Source organism: Bacillus sp. V33-4 (assembly GCF_002860225.1).
Lineage (GTDB): Bacteria > Bacillota > Bacilli > Bacillales > Cytobacillaceae > Bacillus_BJ > Bacillus_BJ canaveralius.
This window is the reverse complement of the sequence record NZ_PGVC01000007.1, coordinates 1-23,627: the sequence shown is the minus strand read 5'-3', so window position 1 is coordinate 23,627 and position 23,627 is coordinate 1. Positions and strand designations below refer to the sequence as shown.

The 23,627-nt window shown below is 38.5% G+C and carries 22 protein-coding genes; 4 read left to right on the top strand and 18 right to left on the bottom strand.

The genetic code is table 11. From position 1 onward, the window contains the following. Positions 1 to 29: 29 nt before the first annotated feature. The 14 genes from CVD23_RS03310 to CVD23_RS03250 all read right to left on the bottom strand — a co-directional run bounded on the left by CVD23_RS03310 (position 30) and on the right by CVD23_RS03250 (position 15,411). Positions 30 to 1,097 (bottom strand): glycosyltransferase, encoded by a 1,068-nt coding sequence (locus tag CVD23_RS03310; protein ID WP_101665188.1) that lies wholly within the window; start codon positions 1,095 to 1,097, stop codon positions 30 to 32. Then, positions 1,060 to 2,226: a glycosyltransferase family 4 protein gene (locus CVD23_RS03305; protein ID WP_101665187.1), complete on the bottom strand. Its 1,167-nt coding sequence runs from the start codon at positions 2,224 to 2,226 to the stop codon at positions 1,060 to 1,062. The genes CVD23_RS03310 and CVD23_RS03305 overlap by 38 nt, the downstream gene beginning before the upstream one ends. A 27-nt stretch (positions 2,227 to 2,253) precedes the next feature. Then, positions 2,254 to 3,132 carry a UTP--glucose-1-phosphate uridylyltransferase GalU gene (galU, locus tag CVD23_RS03300; protein ID WP_101665186.1) on the bottom strand — a complete coding sequence of 293 codons (879 nt, stop codon included), beginning with the start codon at positions 3,130 to 3,132 and terminating at the stop codon, positions 2,254 to 2,256. Between the two features lie 17 nt (positions 3,133 to 3,149). Then, the gene (locus CVD23_RS03295; RefSeq protein WP_101665185.1) at positions 3,150 to 4,970 is read right to left on the bottom strand and encodes a polysaccharide biosynthesis protein; all 1,821 of its coding nucleotides are present in this window, start codon (positions 4,968 to 4,970) and stop codon (positions 3,150 to 3,152) included. 30 nt (positions 4,971 to 5,000) lie between these two features. After that, a complete protein-coding gene (locus CVD23_RS21775) occupies positions 5,001 to 5,141 on the bottom strand; it encodes a hypothetical protein (RefSeq protein WP_180955510.1) in 141 nt (46 codons plus the stop codon). A 264-nt stretch (positions 5,142 to 5,405) separates the two neighbouring features. Next, positions 5,406 to 6,074 (bottom strand): CpsD/CapB family tyrosine-protein kinase, encoded by a 669-nt coding sequence (locus CVD23_RS03290; protein WP_308314913.1) that lies wholly within the window; start codon positions 6,072 to 6,074, stop codon positions 5,406 to 5,408. Next, positions 6,052 to 6,786 carry a YveK family protein gene (locus CVD23_RS03285; RefSeq protein ID WP_257987908.1) on the bottom strand — a complete coding sequence of 245 codons (735 nt, stop codon included), beginning with the start codon at positions 6,784 to 6,786 and terminating at the stop codon, positions 6,052 to 6,054. Before CVD23_RS03285 ends, CVD23_RS03290 begins: the two co-directional genes overlap by 23 nt. Before the next feature lie 606 nt (positions 6,787 to 7,392). Then, the gene (locus CVD23_RS03280) at positions 7,393 to 9,183 is read right to left on the bottom strand and encodes an ABC transporter ATP-binding protein (RefSeq protein ID WP_101665222.1); all 1,791 of its coding nucleotides are present in this window, start codon (positions 9,181 to 9,183) and stop codon (positions 7,393 to 7,395) included. Between the two features lie 44 nt (positions 9,184 to 9,227). Further along, a complete protein-coding gene (locus CVD23_RS03275; protein ID WP_101665183.1) occupies positions 9,228 to 10,982 on the bottom strand; it encodes an ABC transporter ATP-binding protein in 1,755 nt (584 codons plus the stop codon). Positions 10,983 to 11,200: 218 nt separating this feature from the next. Next, positions 11,201 to 11,656, bottom strand: coding sequence for a TlpA disulfide reductase family protein (locus tag CVD23_RS03270; protein WP_101665182.1), 456 nt, complete (start codon positions 11,654 to 11,656; stop codon positions 11,201 to 11,203). Between the two features lie 112 nt (positions 11,657 to 11,768). Continuing rightward, entirely contained in the window at positions 11,769 to 12,311 is a 543-nt protein-coding gene (locus CVD23_RS03265) for a peroxiredoxin (RefSeq protein WP_101579514.1), read from the bottom strand. A gap of 195 nt (positions 12,312 to 12,506) precedes the next feature. Next, on the bottom strand, positions 12,507 to 13,643 hold the full coding sequence (locus CVD23_RS03260; RefSeq protein WP_101665181.1) for an N-acetyldiaminopimelate deacetylase: 1,137 nt from the start codon (positions 13,641 to 13,643) through the stop codon (positions 12,507 to 12,509). A 104-nt stretch (positions 13,644 to 13,747) separates the two neighbouring features. After that, a complete protein-coding gene (dapD, locus tag CVD23_RS03255) occupies positions 13,748 to 14,458 on the bottom strand; it encodes a 2,3,4,5-tetrahydropyridine-2,6-dicarboxylate N-acetyltransferase (RefSeq protein ID WP_101665180.1) in 711 nt (236 codons plus the stop codon). 68 nt (positions 14,459 to 14,526) lie between these two features. Then, entirely contained in the window at positions 14,527 to 15,411 is an 885-nt protein-coding gene (locus CVD23_RS03250) for a LysR family transcriptional regulator (RefSeq protein WP_101665179.1), read from the bottom strand. Positions 15,412 to 15,510: 99 nt separating this feature from the next. Here CVD23_RS03250 and CVD23_RS03245 point away from each other — a divergent pair, with 99 nt between their 5' ends. Both CVD23_RS03245 and CVD23_RS03235 read left to right on the top strand, forming a co-directional pair. Beyond that, entirely contained in the window at positions 15,511 to 16,245 is a 735-nt protein-coding gene (locus tag CVD23_RS03245) for a sulfite exporter TauE/SafE family protein (protein WP_101665178.1), read from the top strand. A gap of 972 nt (positions 16,246 to 17,217) precedes the next feature. Next, positions 17,218 to 17,643, top strand: a complete 426-nt coding sequence (locus tag CVD23_RS03235; protein WP_101665176.1) for an SRPBCC family protein — start codon at positions 17,218 to 17,220, stop codon at positions 17,641 to 17,643. 457 nt (positions 17,644 to 18,100) lie between these two features. On the opposite strand, the gene CVD23_RS03230 is transcribed toward CVD23_RS03235, so the two are convergent. Both CVD23_RS03230 and CVD23_RS03225 read right to left on the bottom strand, forming a co-directional pair. After that, on the bottom strand, positions 18,101 to 18,694 hold the full coding sequence (locus CVD23_RS03230) for a YdeI/OmpD-associated family protein (RefSeq protein WP_101665175.1): 594 nt from the start codon (positions 18,692 to 18,694) through the stop codon (positions 18,101 to 18,103). 230 nt (positions 18,695 to 18,924) lie between these two features. Further along, positions 18,925 to 19,632, bottom strand: a complete 708-nt coding sequence (locus CVD23_RS03225; protein ID WP_101665174.1) for a DNA alkylation repair protein — start codon at positions 19,630 to 19,632, stop codon at positions 18,925 to 18,927. Between the two features lie 646 nt (positions 19,633 to 20,278). Here CVD23_RS03225 and CVD23_RS03220 point away from each other — a divergent pair. After that, complete coding sequence (locus CVD23_RS03220; protein ID WP_101665173.1) at positions 20,279 to 20,734, top strand: hypothetical protein; 456 nt, start codon at positions 20,279 to 20,281, stop codon at positions 20,732 to 20,734. 180 nt (positions 20,735 to 20,914) lie between these two features. On the opposite strand, the gene CVD23_RS03215 is transcribed toward CVD23_RS03220, so the two are convergent. Then, complete coding sequence (locus CVD23_RS03215; protein ID WP_101665172.1) at positions 20,915 to 21,427, bottom strand: DinB family protein; 513 nt, start codon at positions 21,425 to 21,427, stop codon at positions 20,915 to 20,917. A gap of 629 nt (positions 21,428 to 22,056) precedes the next feature. Here CVD23_RS03215 and blaOXA point away from each other — a divergent pair. Then, complete coding sequence (gene blaOXA, locus CVD23_RS03210; RefSeq protein WP_101579419.1) at positions 22,057 to 22,866, top strand: class D beta-lactamase; 810 nt, start codon at positions 22,057 to 22,059, stop codon at positions 22,864 to 22,866. A gap of 227 nt (positions 22,867 to 23,093) precedes the next feature. On the opposite strand, the gene CVD23_RS03205 is transcribed toward blaOXA, so the two are convergent. Beyond that, on the bottom strand, positions 23,094 to 23,492 hold the full coding sequence (locus CVD23_RS03205) for a transposase zinc-binding domain-containing protein (RefSeq protein WP_180955508.1): 399 nt from the start codon (positions 23,490 to 23,492) through the stop codon (positions 23,094 to 23,096). Between the last annotated feature and the right edge of the window lie 135 nt (positions 23,493 to 23,627).

The following is a 23,627-nucleotide window of genomic DNA, read 5'->3' as shown; positions in this document are numbered from 1 at the left end:
TACGTATCGGTTTCAAGTTTTCCTCACCTCTATCTCACGATTTTTCGGAGCTGCTGTATGGCTAATAACATAAAATATAAGCCCCCTGCAAATCGCATTTTTGCACAAAAATAAAACGCCCTCCAAAAAATTGAAAATTCCGATAACTCCAATTGTTTGAATGAACGTTTTATACGTTGATCATTTAAAATATGGCTTATTTTCCTAAGCTTTAGAAAAGGCGGTGAATTATTTGCAGTACTGATTGTATTTAATCCAAGCCCAAGTGTATTAAGACAAATACGATTATTTAAGGCTTTATAGTAGTCCTTATTCATACTTTTATTTTCTATAAATTCACTAATTTTCCCATAGAGATTAAACCATTGATCTATAAGGTTTGGGTTATAGCCAGCTGAAACTGAAGAACTATTATTTCTCCAGTAATGATAGTATGGACTATTTAAGAATACAAATGATTTAGCATAATAAAATGCTTCAATGTTAAAAAGAGAATCTTCATTAGTACCAATTTCCATTAGATCTGTAAAAAGGAGGTTATTTTCTATCAACATTTCTGTACGGTATATTTTTGACCATACCGTTCCCCAAGCATCAAGAAATTCTGGATTTGCAACTTCTTCATTTAATGGACCCACTAATCGTCTCAGAATTTTTGCATTTAACTCTTCCTTATCGTATTGTACCTTTTCAGGCAGATTGAAATTCTTTACTTTAGAATGACTTCCAAACTCTCGTACGTAAGTACACATAACTATATCTGCATCTTCTTTTAAAGCAGCATTATACATTTCTTCGTACATTTTTACATTAATCCAATCATCTGAGTCAACAAAACCAATATAATCCCCTGTAGCAAATCTAATTCCATGATTTCTCGCAGATGAAACACCGCTATTTGGTTTATCAATTACTTTCAATCGATTGTCCTTTACCGAGTACTCTTGCAAGATCTTTCCACTCGAGTCTGTTGAACCATCATTGATAGCAATAATTTCTATCTCTATTAGAGTTTGAGATAACAAACTATCTAAACATCTCCTAAGATAACTTTCCACGTTATAAATAGGCACTACTATACTTACTTTTGGTCTCATGTTCTTCCCCCACTATATACCCTGAATAAATTTCACTAAGTTCTAATCCTACCCGGGCCAGAGAGTACCCTTTTACAATTTTCTGACTTTCTATCCCCATTTGTGTTAAGAGCTCTCTAGAGTGAAACAATTCGATTAACCTAGAACTAAACTGGTGAATGTCATTTGGTGGCACAATGTACCCATTTAGACCATTTTTCACGAGTTCAGAATGTCCTCTATTTACGCTTGCTATAATAGGTAAACCACATGACATAGCCTCCAGAATATTTACAGGGAGTCCCTCTCTTAAACTTGATGCAACAGCTACATCACTTATTTTTAATAAAGTGACTATATCAGTTCGATATCCAAGAAAATCGACTTTCTCGATAACCCCCAGTTTGATAGCAAGTTGTTTACACTCTTCTAGCAGAGGTCCGTCTCCAGCTACTAAAAGTTTAGAATAGGGTATTTCATCTTTAATTCTAGCTAATGACTTAATTAATAACTGCTGGTTCTTATTTTTATTAAATTCAGCAGCGTAAAACATTAAGAAATCTTCATCATTGTATCCATATTCTGTCCTCAAAATAGACTTGTGAAAAGTTTTTACTGGGAAAAAGAGGTCCGTATTAACCCCCACCCCATGAACATGCTTTATAGTTTGAGCTTTAAAATTTTTCTTGTTTGCTAAATTATTATCCTCTTCATTTATGGTAATTAGACAATCTGTATATTTAGCAAGCATCTTTTCAATTGGATAGTAAAGAAACCAGTTTAAAATAGGTGCACCTTTACAAAAATGAAAGCCATGCGCTGTATAGATCAATTTAGTACCGTTATTTCTAGAAAAACGAGCGGCTAATCGCGCCAGTACACCTCCCATTGGGGTATGGCAGTGGATAATTTGATACTTATTTTGATCAATTATGTTCTTTAGTTCCTTATATGCAATAATATTTTTCATGCTGAAGGGTGATCTTTGTATTGGGATATTATATTTTTTATCAACATATGGAAGCATCATCTTACCGGATGCAGCGACATGAACTTCCCATCCCTGGTCTTTAAACCATTTAAGATACGGTAAATGAAATGCCTTAAAATGATAGTCAACCGTTGCACAAAAAAACACCTTTTTTTTCATTTAACATCATCCATCCATTTTAGCTATTTATCTAATAAGCTCCTTGTCTATAACTGTTGTCAAATAGTCCAGCAAGTTTTTTCTCAAATCCTCGCGCTGTAGTGCAAACTCAATTGTCGTTTGAATGAATCCCATTTTTTCTCCTACATCATATCGAACACCATCAAAATCATAGGCATATACTGCTTCGTATTTGTTCAAACCTGCGATTGCATCTGTTAATTGTATTTCTCCGCCAGCACCCGGATCCTGATTACCCAGTATATCGAAAATTCTCGGATTCAGGATATATCTGCCCATAATAGCTAGGTTCGAAGGCGATTCATCTTGTTTTGGCTTCTCTATCAAGCTATTAACACTGTAAAATTTATCTTCAATCATATTCCCATCGACGATTCCATAGCGTGAAACCTCATGATCTGCTACTTTTTGGACACCCAATATAGAGGCATTGTACCTTTCATACTGTTCGATCATTTGTTTAAGGCACGGTTTTTCTGCCTGCACAATGTCATCACCTAAGAGGACTGCAAATGGCTCATTTCCAATGAATTTCCGTGCACACCAGATTGCGTGCCCGAGTCCCTTTGGCTCTTTCTGCCGGATATAATGAATATCAACGAGTTTTGAAGATTTTTGGACTTCACCAAGCAGTTCAAATTTTCCTTTTTCGAAAAGGTTTTGTTCTAATTCAAAAGAATGGTCAAAATGATCTTCAATGGCTCTTTTTCCTTTTCCTGTCACAATGATGATATCTTCGATCCCTGATTCGATGGCCTCTTCGACAATATACTGGATCGTTGGCTTATCCACGACTGGCAGCATTTCTTTTGGCATAGCTTTAGTTGCTGGCAAGAACCTCGTTCCGAGTCCTGCAGCTGGTATAATCGCCTTTTTTACTTTCATGTTACACACTCCTAAACCTAAATTGGCATTAATGTTCGGGTTGAATTCCGGTTATTTGCTAGGGACACTAACCTATCCCTTAGTTCTCCTTTTTCCATGCTTGAAAACGTTGCAATGATTTCCTCAATTTCTTGAATATATAGTTCGGAGGTTTTACCTATATAAATTTTTGGATAGACTTGCTGCTCATGAACTTCTTCTTCCTTCAGTAACTCTTCAAACAGCTTTTCTCCTGCTCTTATACCCGTGAATTCTATTCCTATGTCATCCACTGAGTATCCAGAAAGTTTAATCAAATTCTTGGCAAGATCGACAATCTTGACTGGATCTCCCATGTCTAAAACAAAAATCTCACCACCATGTGCTAGAGCCCCAGCTTGGAGAACTAACCTAGAAGCTTCGGGAATGGTCATGAAATAACGGACCATATCGGGATGCGTTACTGTAACTGGTCCGCCTTTTTCTATTTGCTTCTTAAAGAGCGGGATAACGCTGCCGCGGCTACCCAATACATTCCCGAATCGGACCGCAACAAATTTTGTTTCGCTGTTTGCATCCATGGATTGGATAATCATTTCTGATAACCTTTTTGTGGAACCCATGACACTTGTTGGATTTACAGCTTTATCCGAAGAGATCATGACAAATGTTTTGACATCATGCCAGCTTGCCGCATTAGCCGCATTTAAAGTTCCAATCATATTGTTTTTTACAGCTTCTTCCGGATTGCACTCCATTAACGGTACATGCTTATGGGCAGCTGCGTGGTAAACTACATCTGGCTGATATGTACTCATGACTGACATCATTTTCTTAGCATCCTGCAAGTCGGCGATTTCAGGTATGAATTCAATATTTGAATCGCTAAAATTTTCTTTTAACTCCATCTCAATTGAGTAGATACTATTTTCTCCATGACCCAATAAAACTAATTTTCCAGGATTAAATCTTGAGATTTGCCGGCAAATTTCTGAACCGATTGAACCTCCTGCACCTGTTACCAATACCACTTTATTAGTGATATTTTCTGAAATACTATCAATATCCAAAACGATCTGTTCTCTTCCTAACAGATCTTCCACCTGTACATCCCGAAATTGGTTAACCGAAATCTTTCCAGTCATTAGATCCTCAAGCATGGGGAGAATTTGTGTTTTTGCTGTAGTTTTTGCGCATTCTTGAAAAATGATATTCAATTCCTTTTTACTTAACGATGGAATGGCAATCACAACGTTCTCAATATATAAATCTTGAACCGCTTTTTCTATTTCTCCAACTCCCCCGATTACGGGAATTCCTAGAATATCAAGATGATGTTTTTTTTGATCATCATCAATAAATCCCACTGGATTTAACCCTGCTTCATTGTTTTTTAATAATTGCCTTGCCACCATTGTGCCTGCAGAGCCTGCTCCAATTATGAGTGTTCTTTTTTTATTATCGTCTCGATTCAGTAATGAATCCCGATACATTCTCCAACAGAAGCGGGACCCGCCGATAAGCAAAATATGCAATAGCCATGTTACAGCCAGTAGCCGGAAATATGTCTCATTCAATATCAGTTGCTGGAGGATAGCTGCGGTAATGATAGAAGCAGTCACTGCTTTAAGAATTATGAATAATTCCCCAACACTCGCGTATTCCCATGACTTTTTATAAAGATTAAATGTAAATGAAAAAAAATGATGGCTAACCAGGATTGTTAAGGAACTGATGATAATGGGCAGTGTTACTACATGAATACTGGAACTCACTAGAAATCTGCTAAAAAAAATAGCGGTTAAAACAATGCATGAGTCAACAATGATAAATAATGAGAGCCTTTGTCGGTAGGTCATATTTTCCCTCCTTTCTAAAAGATTTTAATTTTAATCAATCATTAATTGTCTCTTCTTGATGGCATAGTCAATCAATTTTCTGATTTCTTCCAGCTGTTCCTTGGTTGCATCCTGATTGATATACCTAACGGCTTTCTTAATCGATTTAGGGAATTTATCAAAGTCTTTCATTATTACAACTCCTTATAAATAAAGTTCTTAATTATATGATTTTCTTGAAAGCACATAATTAAGAACTTTAATTAAAAATGTGGGCATCTAACCCGTCCTCACACCACACTACCGACGACTCGCGTCTAAGGTTCTTCAACCCACAGCATGATCGAGTGCCTCCATTGATAACGGCAAGGAGACATCACCCAAAATCTTAATAAAACTCATTATATTAACGCACGAAATATTCTTTATAACGAACAAAAGGAGTAAAAAAAAATCCTAACTATTTTCATTTAAAATAGCACCATAGAACTTCGCTTTTGCGAACTTCAACGCTTTTATCGCTTCAATTGCTTTTTCCAATCCCGTTTTGCCTTTACTTATCACAAGTATGACGCCATCGCATTTATTCGCTAATAGCTTGGAATCTGAAATATCATTTACTGGTGGTGAATCAATTAAGATAGCATCATATTGCTGTATTGTTGTTTCTAACAGTTCTTGCATCCTTAACGACCCGAGTAATTCTCCAGGATTAGAAGGAACGGTACCACTAGTCAGTATTTCTAATCTACCTATCTCCGTTCGGTAGACAGCTTCTTCAAAATTAGTTTTGCCGTTAAGAACATTAGTTAATCCTACTTCATTAGAAGTCTTAAAAATGGAATGAAGGACTGGTTTACGTAAATTCGCATCAATCAAAAGCACCTTTTCCTTTTGCTGTGCCATTGATACTGCCAGATTTGCTGCAGTAGTGGATTTGCCCTCACCTGTACACGGAGATGTAATAAGCAAGATGCTTTTTTTTCCCCCAGTTGAAAAATGAATATTAGTACGGATCGTTCTAAAATGCTCAGATATGATAGAATCGGGATTTGAATATGAAACCAAGTTTCTCTTTTGTACCCTACCGAATAATTTTTGTTTATTTAGAAACAATTGTCTCACCTCTATGCTTATGTACCAATTTATGATGACTTCGCTTTTTAGTATTCTTCCTATTCATTCTAGGCACGCGTCCTAAGACTTGTAGACCTAAAAAATCTTCGATATCTCGTTCTGATTTTATTGTTCCATCTAATGACTCTAGAAAGAAAGTTAATCCTATTCCAGCTATCAACCCGAATAAAAAAGCGATAATGATTGTTTTATTCTTATTTTCATTTATAGGGTAAGGATTCACTTTCGCGTCGGAGAGGTATTTAACATCGTTGAAATTTACAATTTTAGGTATTTCTTCCTTAAACACTTTTGCAGTAGTATTCGCAATGTCTGCAGCTAGATAGGCATCAGAATCGACTACATTGATACTTACTACTTGTGAACCTTCTATACTTTGGACACTGATTTGTCCAGCTAGTTCCCCAGTTGATTTTTCTAAATCCAACTCTTTAATTACTTTTTCCAACACAGTTGAATCTCTAATAATGACCTGGAGAGTTTTCATATACTCGGCATCTGCACCAATAATAATTCTTGTTGATGACTGATAAAGATACGTAGTGTTTAAATTGCTATAAATTATACCAACTGAAGTTGAAAGAATTGTAAACACTAAAATTACCCAAAATCTCTTCTTTATAACATTGAACAACTCTTTTAGGTTAATATCCTTGGCTGGCTTTTCATTAATATTATTCATATGCTTTGAATTTGTCATTGAACCACCTTAATAACAGATTTGTTCTAGATATAAAACATAAAAATTTTAAAAAAATTACGTTTGCTATTTCTATTTCAACAAACTTATTTTAGTTCTTTATAAAGAACATGTCAAGAGCGGCCTTGTTATTTTTTTTACATTTCAGAACTATTTATTTAATAGTTTTCTATGGTTTCTTGAATGTTTAGTCTAAGCAAATTGAGCTTTTCCTTCCTTTAGAAGATCACCTTTATCGGTATATTTTGGAGGTTGTTCTTGATAAAGAATTCCTGATTGCTAAACTGGCGTCATGCTACCCTTCAGTTTATTCGAGAGTCGCTTTTCTTTAATTCATTTTGCATATTCATGTGAAGGGCGCTTGCTCTTAAATAAGTATTAAAAAGTTTTCTTAATTATGACATGAGCTAAAATAAGTTTTGCTTTTTATACCATATGATTCCGATTTCTCTGTCGCCGAAAAATTTAAAAAAATATCCGCATCCTCTCAGCGATAAACAAATTTAGTATTTTCGCCCGAAGCACGAGATCAAGGCAACAAAAAAACAGAGCAGCCACAAAAAAGCCAGGCCTGCCCTGTTATTTGTTATCTCGCACTTCTCTGCCCTAAACGGCATTCAGCATGTTAAATTGCGCTTTTACCAACTGATAGTAGTGTCCTTTAGCTTGCATTAGCTCATCGTGGTTGCCGCTTTCAATGATTTGTCCATGGTCAAGGACAAAGATTTTATCCGCTTCACGTATCGTTGACAAGCGGTGGGCAATCATTATTGCCGTCCGTCCATTGAGCAATGTTTTTAAGGCTGTTTGGATCTTCATCTCAGTTTCGGTATCAATGCTTGCTGTCGCTTCATCAAGAATCAAGATTTTCGGATCAGCAAGCAAAGCTCTCGCGAACGAAAGAAGCTGCCTCTCTCCAACCGACAGGACATTTCCTCTTTCTTCAACTTCTGTGTCATAGCCTTTTGACAGCTTTTGAATGAACGCATCCGCACCGACTGCCTCTGCCGCTTTTATCACGTCTTCTTCTGATGCATCCGGGCGGCCAAAACGGATATTTTCCATAATCGTCCCAGAGAAAATAAATGTGTCCTGCAACACCACACTAATTTGCTGCCTGATGCTGTGTAGTGAGACATCCGTTAAATTATGTCCGTCGATTTTGACGGCACCGCTGACCGGATCATAAAACCTGCTGATCAGGCTGGCAATTGTTGTTTTTCCAGAGCCTGTATGACCTACAAGAGCAACCGTTTCACCAGCCTTAATACTCAGATTAATTCCTTTTAAAGCAATGCGATTTTCATCATATGAAAATACGACATTTTCAAAATCAATATTCCCTTTTATATCCTGTAAATCGACGGCATTGCTTTTTTCTGAGACAATTGGCTGCTCATCGAGAAATTCAAAAATTCTTTCCGAAGACGCCATTCCCATCAATAACTGGTTATACACCATACCAAGCCTGGAGATCGGTTCCCAGAACATGCCTAAATAAAAAGCAAATGACACGAAGACACCGATGGAAAGATCGTTCCCCTGGATTAAATAAGTACCGAACCAGATGAGGACAGCTGTGCCGAGTGCATTTGTCAATTCGACAAGCGGCCGGAACATCGCATTTTTTTGCGAAGCTTCCCGCCAGCTTTCAAAGGTTTCTGTATTGATTCCATCAAAGAAAGACATGTTTTCCCGCTCCTGGGTGAAGGACTGGGTAACTCTGATTCCCTGGATGCTTTCATTTAAATGCGAATTCAGCTTTGACTGCTTCAAGCGCACCGTTTGCCAGGAACGGCGAATGTTGCGGCGCAGGCTGGTCGAAATGAAGAACATAATCGGTAAGATCACCATAACGGCAAGCGTCAATTCTGGACTCAGCGTAAAAAGAATCACAAAAATGCCGATTAGCAAAATCATATCCATTAATAAATTGATGACACCATTTGTGAACAGCTCCTGCAAGGAGTTGATGTCATTCATAATCCTGACAAGAATAGAACCAGCCGAGCGTGATTCGAAAAAGCGGTGTGACAGACCCTGTACATGCGTAAATAAATGCTTACGCAAATCGAAGATGACACTTTGGCCGAGCTCATTCATCCAACGGATCCGAAAGATGTTCGCTAGATAGGAAGCAGCGTATAACCCGGCAATAATAAGAATGAGCATCACAAGTAAATTTGCATCTTGATTTTCAATCGCCTTATCAAGCGTATATACGCCAATTAATATCGGAATGATGAGCCGAACGGCGGTCGTAATCAGCACCATGACGATCGATAAAGGAAGCAAGTTTTTCCGGTATGGCTTCATATAGCTAAATAAACGGGCCATTTGCTTCCAATTAAAAGGCTTCTCAATAACCTGGTCAGTCGAATACTGGAACCGTTGCATTACGCGTTCGTTTATCTGTTTCTTTTTCAAGACGTCGCACCTCCTCAGCCTGTTTGCGATTGCAGAATTCTTTGATGATCCTTGTATTGGATATCAAAGATACGCTGGTATGGGCCTTTGTTCTTTAACAATTCATCATGGATGCCCCGTTCGGCAATCCGGCCGTTTTCGAGGACGAGAATTTCATCCGCATGTTTTAAGGACGAAATGCGGTGGGCGATAATGATCGTCGTTCTTCCCTTCATTACCTCCATCAACCCTTTTTGGATGTTAAATTCGGTTTCCATATCGACTGCGCTCGTCGCATCATCCAGTATTAATATACTTGGGTCTACACAGATTGCCCGCGCAATCGCGATTCTTTGCTTTTGTCCGCCCGATAAACCCATACCTCTTTCACCAAGCATCGTATCATAGCCGTCCGGAAGCTCCAGAATAAACTGATGTGCCTGGGCTCTTTTGGCTGCCTCAATGATTTCGTCCATTGTCGCTTCCGGGCGCCCGTATGAAATGTTTGCTTTTATCGATGAGGAAAACAAAAAAGACTCCTGCAATACGAAGCCAATATTGCTTCGCAACGATTTCAACGAGTACTCATTAACATTTTTTCCATCAATTACAACGTCCCCGGCCACAGGCTCATAAAAACGCGTCATTAGTTGGGTAATACTCGTTTTCCCTGAGCCTGTCGAGCCGATCAACCCAATAACCTTGCCTGGAGCAGCTTCAAACGAGATGTTGTAAAGGGCATCCTTCTCCTCGCTTCCATAACGAAGGGTTACATCATCAAATTTAATTCTGCCATCAAGCTTTTCTTTTATAATAGGCTGCTCTTTTTCAACAATTTCATTGTCCACTTCCAAAATCTCAAGAAGCCGTTCACCTGAGGCTTTTGCCTGTGAAAATAAATTGATGACGAAGCCGAGGTTCATGATTGGCCACATAATATACCAGACAAGGCTGTAAAACGCCACCAATTCGCCCGGGTTCAGGCTGCCGTTCATGACAAGAAAGCCGCCGTACGAAAGCAAAAGCACTACGCTGATGTTTCCGAGGAACTCCATTAAAGGAAAATATTTTGCCCAAATCTCAGAGGTAAACAAATATTGGTCCCGATAGTCGCTGTTTGATCGATTAAATTTTCCAATCTCAAAATCTTCGCGAGACAGTGATTTTACGGTATTGATCCCGCTGATGTTTTCCTGAACCTTCGTATTCAGTTTCCCGAACGACTTACGAATCTCCCTGAAAGCTGGATGAACAGCTTTATCAAACTTGTAAACCACGATGGCCAGAAATGGCAAGGTGGCAAGCGTAACAAAGGTCAGTGATGGCGAATAATAAAACATAACCGAAAAACTGAAAGCAATCAGTAAAGCAAAGCGGATCAGTTCAGCAAACCCCATCGACAAAAAGAAGCGGAACCCCTCCACATCCGCCGTCAGGCGCGACATCAAATCGCCTGTTTTCGCATTATCGTAATATCTGAATGGCATAAACTGCAGCTTCTCATATAAGACGTTTCTTAGCTTATAAACAGAAGTTATCCCAAATAAATCCCCTGTATACTGGTGAATATAAGTCGCTGCCCCCTTGACAATCATGATTGCGATAAACCCGACTGCCAAATATGGAATCCAATCATATTGCCCGCCGAGAACAACCTTGTCAATAGTCAGCTGCAGAATCATCGGATAGACAACGGTAATCGCTGTCATCAATAACAGGAAGACGATTGACCAAATAAAATAATTCTTATAAGGCCAATAATACTGTTTCAATTTTTTAAAAGTCTCCATTCATTTTTCCTCCCCTCTCTTGCAGTAAACAATTCAGAAAAATAAAAAAGAACGTAATAATAAATATATCGGTTTTCGAAATATTTATCCACCCCTTTGCGTTATTTTTCCATTTTTTTATTCGGATAATTTTTAAGCATTTTCGCGATATTGGATCTTTGGGTAAAAAAATTCGCAAAAAAAGATTGACCGAATCCGGTCAATCTTTTTAGCGTAACTTATTCGCTCTTTTCCAGTTCATCAAGCACTCTGTTGACACGTTTTTCAAGCATTTTCATTCCGCTGCCGCCCGCCTGGAAGTGTCGGAGCTTACCTTCCTTGTCAAATACATAGTAGGCAGGAACGTACTGATTTTCAAATGCTTCTGTTAATTTATGCTCGCTGTCAACAAAGATCGGCTGGCTGATCCCGTGTTCTTCTGCGACCCGTTTAATTTCATCCAGGTTTAAATCGTCTTCTGAACGAGGCATATGGACGGCAATCACATTCAGCTTATCTTTATAATCGTCCCTAAATTGGTTTACCTGCGGCATTGCCTCTTTACATAAGTGACAGCTGATCGACCAAAAATGGATTAATGAAGGTTTGTCACCGACGAGTTGAGCTCTTGTTACCTGACCGTTTAACCATTCTGTTGCACCGTTTAATTCCGGCATTGGTTCACGTAATTTCATCTTAAACGACTCCTTTATTTTCGCAAAGTATCTCTGCTTCCTGACATAAATGATGCGAGAAAAGACCTAACATTGGTTAGGTCTTCCTTGATTGTTGATGTGACGCTGATGATTAAAGTGTTGCTTGGCCAGGCTTCCAGTTTGCCGGACATAGTCCGCCAGTTTGAAGAGCTTGAAGAACACGTAAAGTTTCATCGACATCACGGCCAATGTTGTTATGGTTGACAACGGAATACATTAATTCGCCTTCTGGGCTGATAATGTAAAGACCGCGCAGCGCGACGCCTTCTTCTTCAATCAATACGCCGTATTCACGGGCTACAACATGGTTTGTGTCAGCTGCAAGCGGATAGTTCAGGTCGCCAAGTCCATTATCTTTGCGGTCTGTTTTAATCCAGGCAAGATGAGTATGAATCGTATCAGTAGAAACACCGATAACTTCGGCATCCAAGTCTTCAAATTCATCATAGCGGTCAGATAAAGCTGTAATTTCAGTAGGACATACGAAGGTAAAATCCATTGGATAAAAGAAAAGAACAGTCCACTTGTCATTCTTCATATTTTCCTCGAGACTCACTTTTCCGAATTCTTTGTTTGCCAATACTGCGTCCATTTCAAAACGGGGTGCTTGTTTTCCTACCATACGTTCAGGCATGTTGAAATCCCTCCATCATTGTTAGTAAATGAGCAAACTCTGAAAGTTTGTCCCATTAAATCCTCAACATTGTCCATTATAGTGTAAATCATATTTGGAGTCAAAACTAAATAGGAATTAATCTAAATAGTTTTAGCGTAAAAATCCCATTGCATGTTCTGCCCTTATAGTTGGGAAATTAAGCAATCTTTTATATCAATTTTGAGCGGATTTGAATTGCAGATAGTCTGCAATAAAGCTAATCGCTTTTTCAATTGCCGCTTCATTTGGGTTAAGCTTCGAATGATGAAGACCATATTCAGAATCAACACCGAGCCAGAACATAAACCCGGGGATCTCTGCCAGCATATAACCAAAATCTTCGCCGGTCATCGCTTCTTTACAATGGATGACATCGATCCCTGAACGCTGCTCGGCATATTCAATAAATTCCCTGGTCAAAACTTCTTCATTATAAACCTGATGGTACATGGAGCCATAGTCGACAGCTGCCTGGCATTGATAGCCGGTTTCAATCCCATTGACCAATGCGATGATCCGTTCTTTAACTCGTGCCATTGACTCGGCGGAGAGTGTGCGAATCGTCCCTTCCAACCGAGCCGTCTCCGCAATCACGTTTTGTACGGTACCCCCGGTTATCTTGCCGATCGTCACAACCGCACTGTCAAGCGGGTCAACGTTTCTTGAGACGACCGATTGCAGTTGTGTCACTAAAGCACAGGCTGCAACAATCATATCATTGGTTTGATGAGGGTATGCAGCATGTCCGCCTTTTCCCTTTAAGTCAATAAACAGTTCGGAAGTATTGGCAAAAAGAAGGCCTTCTTTTACCCCAATCGAACCGACCGGATATTCTGGAGCAATATGGAGAGCAATGATCATATCAGGCTGCCATCCAGCCATAATTTCTGACTTTAACATCGGTTCAGCCCCGCCCGGTCCTTCTTCGGCCGGTTGGAAAATAAATAACAGATCATCATCGATTGCCTTATTGACAAAATGGGTGATCAAGCCGAGCGCGATACTCATATGAAAATCATGCCCACAGGCATGCATGTGTCCTTCATGTACTGAAAGGCAGTCGAGTCCGGTTTCCTCATGTATCGGCAGCCCGTCAATATCAGCCCGGTAGCCAATTGTTTGCTTTGGCTTCATTCCTTGTATTTTCACAAACAGGCCAGTACGCCATTTCTTTATTTCGAGCCTTTCCTGAGGCATTTTGGAAAGATAATTCAGTAAGTATTGCTGCGTTTTATACTCTTGAAAACCAAGCTCGGGTATTTGATGAAGCTCGCGGCGAATTTTTATAAATGGATTAATGGCTGCAGTCACTTTCTTCCAGCCTCCCCTCACATGTATTTAGTACGGCGGTCAAAATTGAAACAACCCTGCCGCATCAACAGGCGACAAGGTCGGTAAAGCCCTTTGGCTTAATTTTAGAGCTGGCGAAGCTCTTGTTTAATTTCTGTCTTCGATTTTGTTTTTTCATCGATCTCTTTAATGACGCGTGCAGGTGTGCCAGCAACAACTGTGTATGGCGGAACATCCTCAATAACAATTGCGCCTGCAGCAACAACAGCACCTTTCCCTACTGTCACGCCTTCTAAAACAACTGCGTTCGCACCAATCACAACATCATCTTCAACAATGACCGGCTTTGCGGACGGTGGTTCAATAACACCAGCCAATACAGAACCAGCACCAATGTGGCAATTTTTCCCAACAGTTGCACGGCCGCCAAGAACAACATTCATGTCAATCATTGTTCCTTCGCCAACAACAGCACCGATATTGATGCTTGCTCCCATCATAATAACGGCGTTATCGCCAATTTCAACCTGGTCGCGGATAATCGCACCCGGCTCAATTCGCGCTTTAATATTTTTCATATCCAATAATGGAATCGCTGAGTTGCGGCGATCATTTTCAATGACATAGTCTTCGATTTTTGCAGAATTTGCTTCAAGAGCCGAACTGATTTCAGACCATTCTCCAAATATAACTCCTGTATTTCCGTTTATAAAAGTTTTGGCACTTGCACCAAAATCAATCCCTTCGAGGTCCCCGTTTACATAAACCTTTACCGGTGTAGATTTCGTGCTATTCTGTATGAACGAAATGATTTCGTTTGCATCCATCATCTTCATTGAAAATCCTCCTATTATGTACATGCTAAAAATACTTTATCAAACAAAAGCGTTGAAAACAAGAATTTTTACTGGACTGATTCTGCGATATGTTCCTGGATCAATGCAGCGAATGCCTGAACCTGTTTAAGCTGGAAGTTGGACTCATAACCAAGAAGCCACGTATCCCTTTTCAGCGGCTGTTTATGTTCATCTAATAACGGGATTTTAAAAATATCTTTATCTTCACCATTCAGGGTGATCGCCGGGAGAATTGCATATCCGATCCCATTAAATGTCATCTGCTTGCATGTTTCAATTTGATCGACGACAACTGTTCTTTTCGGGGCGGTTTTAAACTGGCGCAGCCACCAATCTTGAATTTCCTGATAATAATTGGAGTCGCTTTTAAATTGGATGAACGGGCGGTCTGTTTCCAATACCTGCTCCGGCTTTGTAATTTCAGTATCAACAAGATAAAGCTTATCTTCAAACAAGTGAATTTTAACGCCCTTCCAATCAGGTGTGCCCCTGATAATTCCGATATGGGCTTGATCGTCATAAAGAGCTCTTAATATTTCACTGCTCCAGCCGGTTATAAGCGAAATTTTCACTTGGGGATAGCGGCTGACAAACTTCTTCAGGACAAGCGGCAGCCAATTTTGCCCGACAATTGAAGCGACGGCGATTTTCAATGTTCCCGACACTTCTGAGTTTAAAGCATGGATCGACTCACGTACCTTTTCTTCCTTTGCGAGCACTTCATTTACGAATTTAATGACATGCTCCCCGGCCGGCGTAAGTGTCAGGCCTTTTTGCGAGCGGATGAACAGCTTTACTTCCCATTCTTTTTCAATATTCTGCAGACGCTGTGATAATGCCGGCTGCGACACAAATAATCGTTCAGCCGCTCTTCTCATATTTTTTTCCTGGGCAAGCACCGACAAGAGCTGAAACTCGGACAATGAAGACATCTAAAAGCTCCTTATAAGTTTTTTTTATATCATATGTTCATATTTTTAAAATATCATTATCACTGGGGAAAATCTATAATAATGGAGGGTGGTGAGATCATGGAGCATATCGCTTTAATCGGAATTGGATTGATTGCTGCTTTTATTGGGACGCTTGCCGGCAGCGGCGGATTGATCGGGATGCCGTCGATGCTGCTGTTAGGCATACCCGTTCATACTGCGATTGCCTCCGCAAAATTTTCGAATATTTTCAGCTCCTTCTCGAGCTTTTTTGTGCTGCTGAAAAGAAAGCATATTTCCTTTAAATCTGCGATAAAAACAGCTCCGTTTGCGCTTGGCGGAGGTGTTTGCGGCGGGTTGTTGGCTAACTCGATTTCTGACAAAACAATGACGATTGCCGCGATCATTCTATTAAGCATTGCATTCATTCTTACGTTCGTAAAAAAACCACAGCAACAGGAGATAACGTCGGCTGAGACAGGAACCGATATTTATCCATATTTATTCGGGATCAGTGTATACGATGGCATGTTTGGACCGGGACAGGCTACCTTGCTAATGTACACATATTTGCATAAAGGCCTCTCCTACATCAAAGCCATGGCATACACCCGCTTCCAAACCTTTATAAGTTGTTTCGGAGCACTATTCTCTTATATTGCCGGCGGCGCGTTCGATTTATCGATTGCCCTATATCTGTCGACAGGATCAATCATTGGAGCCCAATTGGCAGTCAGAATGGCGGATCGGGTGTCGGTGAGATACTTAAAAAGGCTCCTCCACTTGATTACGATCCTGCTGATCATCCAGCTGATATTCAGGGCCTTGACTTAACATCGAAAGAACAAAACATTTTTTCAAAAGGTGTTCCCTACAATTGTTGTAAAAACTCAAAAGTCCAAAGTACAACAAAACACTAACATATAATGGTTCTTCCTCTTTTGTGTTTATATAGTTGTATTTTCGCCAATAACTAGCGTGAAAATTCCCTCCAATAACTGAAAGAATGATATTGATAATAGATATTGGTAGCTGAGTAGCAAAGGCATCAGACCGTCCACCATTAACCCATATGCTAATCTGCCTCGTTAGCATATAAAAATTATTAAAAAAATAACTTTATTTCTTCCTGGTTCTACAACACATCACTTAAAGGGATTTCTTCTAAAACACAAATATTTAATGTGTATATAATCCATAAGTATCTAGACACTTTTCGGTTTCAAAAAATGTAATTATTAACTTGTCGGTTCTAATATAGGAGTAAAGGGGGAAATGATTTGAAGGAATTTATATATTTGATTATTTTTACGTTTCCAGGTTTAATCACATATGTTTTAGCTCAACTGTTAGGTGCTACACCGTCATATAAAAGGAAAGGCAATGAAATGCTCATTGTTAGCTTGTTATTATGGATCCCCATAGTGACAGTCATTTTGATTATTTACCAAATAGTTGCAGGGTTATCCAATTAAATCCTAGTATCAATGAGTATTACATATAATATTACCATATAAAACCAACAGTGCTAATGGCAAACTAACCTGTCGGTTAGTGGAATAAAAAAGCTGCCCAGAAAAGAGCTGCCAGATCTTCAAGTAACGCACCCGTTAGTTTAAGTACATTTCTTCACAATGTTAGGTTAGAAGATAAAAGTGCTTCGTCTTGAACATAAATTCTTTCCTATCTATTGATTATTAACTATTTAGAATAGTATAACTTCTCAAAATCACTTACAATATAGTCAAGCACCTATTTTGGAAAAATCACTAAACAATATTCGTATTAAGAGAGGAGGTAAATGAAATGGAAACATCCAAAAAAATAACAGTAGAAACGACAGTTCAAGCACCAGTAGAAAAGGTATGGCAATATTGGACAGAGCCAACTCATATAACAAAATGGAACAAGGCTTCAGATGACTGGCATACACCATTTGCTGAGAATGATCTAAGAGCAGGTGGGAAGTTCGTTTCAAGAATGGAAGCCAAAGATGGCAGTGCTGGTTTCGATTTTGGTGGAATTTATGATGAAGTAAAATTACATGAGGTTATTGCTTATACACTTGGTGATGGAAGAAAAGTTAAAATCACTTTTAAAGGTCAAGAAAACGAAACCGAAGTAATTGAAACTTTTGATGCTGAAACTACGCATCCGATTGAGTTTCAACAACAAGGATGGCAGGCGATTTTAAATAATTTCAAAAAATATTCAGAAGAAACAACCATTTAAAGAAGCTGCCCTAGTTATCACTTTTATAGGCCACAAAAATGAATTAGTGGCGTGTCTGTGGCTATGAGTACTCACCACGGATACTGCCATTTTTTATTTTTATGATTTTCGTAAGAAGTCGTGGTGTCTGCACCCTTCTTGGGCAACTGTCCATTCAAGGTGCCTGACATCTTTCTTTCAAAAAGTTAAGGCGTTAGCAGCCAACTGTTAAAAAAATAACTCTTCAACTTTTCTCCACATGATTGTGATAACAAGTTATATACAGTCAAATGAAGGTCAAGTACCTGCCCCGTTAGTTCAATAAGAAAAAATCGCTTGGTTAGGCAGCTGGATCTTCAACTAAAGCACCCTTTAGTTGAAGTACAATTATTCACAATAAAAAGGAGGCTGTTAGATGCCTTAACAGTCTCTCCTTTTGTTTTTTACGTTTTTACTTAATGTCGCATCATCGAATATACTAATCATTTAATCCCTTTCCATTGAGAATTTGCTGAATACATTTTTCAACCCTTGACTCACGAGTTTTGGATTGTTTGGGTGCAGAAAAATAAAGAATGTATGCTCTTTGCCGTCCCGGTGTCAATGCTTCAAAAGCAGTTTTCAAGGCAGGGATGTCATCGAGCTTATTTTGAAATTCTTCAGGAATTATAAATTCTGTCGTCTTCTTCAAATTCACTTCCAAACCGGCTTTTTCAACTTCAATGGCTTCATAAATATAGGCTTTCAAGATGGTTTCCATTTCAACTATTTCTTGAACATTGGTGAACCGAATCTGGCGCGCCGCCTGTACATTCTCCGTTTGTTGTATTAGAATCCCATGGGCATCCTGTAACAAGGCACCTTTGTGAAACAGAAGCGCACAATATTCTTTAAATCCATGTATTAAAACTATGTTTTTTTTCTCAAACGTGTAACAAGGATGCATCCACTTAAATTCTTCGGTCAGCTCACAGTCAAGAACGATATTTCTCAACTTCTCATATTCTTCCTTCCACTTTTTAGCTTTAATTAAAAATTCATCAACCTTGTGATTCATTCTACTATTTGTCATCAAGGAACACCCCACTTAAATTTTTCAATCAGCTGACAGTCAAGAACCATCATTCTCAATTTCTCCAATTCTTTCTGTCACTTTTTGACTTCACTTGAATATTCATCAACCTTGATTCATTTTCCATGACCCACTTGGCAAGCCTGCTTGAATCGGTTAAGGTAGACCAAACCGAAACTCATTCTTCTTCCTACATGCGGTTACTTCTTCTTCAACACCCCAATGCGATTTTAACATCTTACATATTTGCGTTTGAAACCAAGCTTCCCTCTATCAATTTCTTTTTGAATACTTTCGTAAGCGTTTAGGAAACTGCTTTTCTTCTTGTCCCGTTTGACTTCTACTGTCCCTACTTCCTTCGCTGTCTCGACTGCCTTTTCATGTAGCGGCAAATATGAAATCGCTACGGTGTATAGAAAATTATTCATAGCGGATTTCGTTCGTTCTGGTGAATGATGAATCGAATTTTTCAAAATATCAAGCATAATGGAAATCTTGCTTTCGGAAAATTCATTGTCTAGGCGGTTCCCTAAAAGCCAGCAATAGCAACTCCAGCCCGCTGACATTCTCATCTCGTCACCGCTAGTAATCCATTTATCAGCAACGTCTTGTGCAATATCTGATTCTGATAAAGTTACTGCTACCACAAAATCGGACAGCATATAAAAATACGCTCCATCCATCCAACGATCAAAATCCGACTCAGTCATGGCTTTTGGGTCTGCAATAATGCCTGCAAAGTACATGGCATCGTAGTTACCTGTCGCATAAAGCTCTTCAGCTAATCGTTGATTTATTTTTATTTTCTTTGCGATTGGCTTCATAGCACCTGTTGCCACGCCAAAAAGCGGCTCGTGCGCACCATTGGATATGTAAATTTTTTTAGCTCGTTCCTTACCAAGAGCTTCAAGCTCCTGCATAACTGTTTCGAGATCCATAGTTTTGTACATCCTTCCTTAATATTAGTTCCCATTTAATTGTAAACAACTAGTTTATATTCTCTATCAACTCGTCAATACGTCTCAATTTTACCATTAATCTTATTGAAGTATTCTGCCCCGTTAGCCGCGCATGCAGCAGATCTGCACCACAGAGAATGAAAATGATAGTGAACTGTCAATACTGATACTATCCTTAATCCAATCACGCCCTCCTCTTTTTTTTGACGTGAGCAGAGTCTTCTTAAGTACGGCCTTTTTGCAAGTTTAGAGGAAACTTATTTTCATGGTAGTTTAAGTGAAAATCTTCACAATCCCTTTCATAAACAAAACTTGGAACATATCCAAGTTTTGTTAATCGTTATTTATTGCCATAACTTTTTATTATGAAGAGTAATTCTATGATACAGACGAATGTTCCTTCTTCAACTGCTAACCTGCCCCGTTTAAGTACATTTCTTCACAAACTTATATTTTTTTAATACAAAAAAATCAGAAACTTGTGGTTCTGATTTTCGTTAGATTGTTACACTAGATTCTACTAGAGGTTCTCCGACGAAACAGTCACCCAGTTGTATAGTTATTATCTCCTAGCGAATAATATTCGTGTTCAACCAACAAACGACATGAGGAGGTAAAACAACCAATGAATAAGAATTCAAAAGGATCTAAAATGTTTACAAATTCACGGTCCTCATCACGAAAATTTATGGAAGTTGAAGCTCGAAGTAAGACCGCCCATCTACAACCTGATCCCCACATATTGCATGATGATGACAAAGATTTAGATTTAGCCAGGATTGATGGTCATAAGATTACTATTCGGGAGAATGGGACATGTGAAAGTTTTTTTAAAGTAACCTCCCTAGGAGCTACTCCTTCAGGAATATATGCAGCAAAGTTAGTTTATCACTTTTTAGATAGCGATAATAATAAAATTGGAAAATGGGATTACGGACGTTTTCCTGTAGATTGTGGCGATATTAATGTGCGGCGTAATCCTACAGGTCGTTATGACGGAAACCTCTATGATCAAATTGTTGATGTGATTTGCCCTGTTGAAGGAACTTGGGAGTGGTGTGATGGCGATGAGGATGAGTAATATAGCCTGTAGTAAGAACAAATAGAAAAAGCCTGTTTTGAAAAAAGATTGATCAAAACAGCCTCTTATTTAATGTGATGGATTAACTTCTTTTATAAAAGAGTTTGATCATTTTTGAAATCCTTGTTGGGGTAGTACCAGCGAAGCTGACACCACCCACAAAGTAGACGCATATATACGCTAAGCCCTTGTTTTTAAATATAAATAGAGACCATAATCTGTCGAAACAGAAGCATAACCCATTTGTCGTAACATAGCTGTGATATTACCACGGTGATATGTTCCATGATTCACAATATGGGGTACTAATTCGGACACACTTGTTTTCATTGGGTCCCCAGATGGATTCTCAATTACAAGAGACTTGTCTATATTTTCTTTTTGGTTAAGGAATGATTTGTATCGCTCGGATAACTCAAAAAACTTTGTCTCCATTTCCTCTAATCCTTTTGACTCTGTTTGTTCTTTTAGTTGTTCAGCTAACATCAATGCATGGTTCATATTTTTACCAGAAAAAACTTCTATCCACCCAAGATCGGAAAGATAAACATGGGCCAATACATTCGATATCGATGAAAACACACTTTGAACTTCTTGACGGTAAACATCCTTTGGAAGCTCTTTTAGTCGGTTGAAAATTTGTTTATTTGCCCACTCGTTAAAATCATAAAACTGTAATGCAAAATGTGTCATTTGAATCTCCCCTTTTTCATGTACGATATAGTTCCTCACCAATTATAAACGACCCTATGTTTTTAAAAAAGCCGGTACTACCCCTCGTTGCACTAACGGGCCATTATCTACAGTATGATTTTCCACCGTATTCAACGTTGTTTAAGATATAAAAATGGCTGATTTCTAACTTCGTGGAAACATTATATACAGTAATTATTTATAGTATTCAACGTACACAAAGATAGGACTTTACGTGGAGGGGTGGGTATGAAGGCTTGGATGCCTGATGAAACAACTGCTTCAGCCTTTCAAGACCAATCATACCCACAGAGGCTCCATGTCAAGTCCTTAACCACTTATCTTGGCATACATGTACACAAAGATAAAAGGTGCATTCTATCAATCTTTTGTCGAGGATACTGTAGATAAGCGCCTGATTGTGGAAGAATGGAGGCGAGAAATTATTCTGCAAACTTAGTCACTATAGTTTTGATAATGTAAGGTAATCATATAAGAATTGCTATTAAACACTATATTCAAAATAATGATATGTAAATATCATGAACATATCAGCGTTTTTCCATGTTTATGAGATGATTAAATGATAGAATGGGGACTGTGAATAAATTTAGTGAGGGGAATCGAATATGAGAATACGAAAAAATTTGGCATTTTTTTTAGCATTCATTGGTGCAGTTGTTCTATTAATTACAAGTGTACAACCACCAAGTGAAGCGAACGCTGCCAAGGGCAACTTGAAACTTAAGAAGCTCGAAGTCGATGAATTTTTTACGAACCATGACGGAACGTTTATATTACGTGATACGAAAAAAGAAAAATCATTCATCTATAACAATGAACGCGCGAATCAACGATATGCACCGCAATCGACTTTTAAAGTTCCTAATTCACTCATTGGGTTACAGGTAGGAGCTGTAGAAGATGAATACGACATTAAATATTGGGATGGTGTTGAGCGAGAAATCGAGGTCTGGAACCAAGATCACACGCTTGGGTCTGCTATGAGGAACTCTGTCGTTTGGTATTATCAAGCTATGGCCCGTGACATTGGATATAATCGAATGGATGAATGGGTTCAGAACATTTCCTATGGTAACCAAGATATTAGTGGAGGAATTGATCAGTTTTGGTTAAGTAGTTCACTCAAAATTTCTCCAATTGAACAAGCAGATTTTATGGAAACTTTGTATAAAGAGAACCTTTCTTTTGATAAGGATGTAATGAAAACAGTTAAACGGATGATGATCCAGAAGGAAGGGGATAACTATACCCTTTACGGAAAAACAGGGCAAGGGTCAGGCATAGGCTGGTATGTCGGTTTTATAGAAACGGACAATCGGACGTATAGTTTTGCTACGAATATTGCTGGAACAAGTACAGACGCTAAAAACATTACAATGGACATTTTAAAGAAATATAATTTAATGGCAGAGTAATTAAACGTTATTTCTAATATCGATCTTCAAGAATGGGCGCTTTAATGGAAGAAGGATAACAGATATGATCAAACTTTTTTATAAAATAATGATTCAATTGATTATATTAAAAGCGTGTTTTGATAATCTTTTTTCAAAACACGCTTTTTCTATTTGTTCTTTTATCAAGGTTTATAGAGTTGTGGATTTTGAATAAAGTTTGATAATTTATAATAAAGTCTGATCGTTTATACTAAAGATTGATAATTAATTTGTAATAATGTTTGATAAAAAATCCTATTGTGATACTCCTTTGGTATCGTAAAGACCATATGGCGATGGGGTACATCAAAGATCTTTTCCTGTTGGCTATCTGACCAGTGATCCGTATACTTCTTACCACACTTATGACAAAAACGACTCTTACAAGTAAAACATACAAAAACAGGCTTGGGAGTTCCTTCGCATCCTAAACATTCATATCGAGAATAACCTAAATCAGTCGTCCCACAACGCATCGCTTTCTCAACGGTTTCTTTAATATCGGCTTGATAAGACTTCGGAAACCGGTAAGCATTCAATTTCCAAAACCCATCGAAATGATCCTTTAGTATCCGTTTAATGAACCCGCTTTTTTGTTTACTCATAACAATTCTCCTCATAAATATAGGAACATTTTACCGAACAGTTATCCACAAGTCGAGAATTTTATAATTTCCCACTAGCGTTGCATTAAATAAAAGCGAATTTGTCAAGCTCAAATCAAATAAATTTATTTTGAA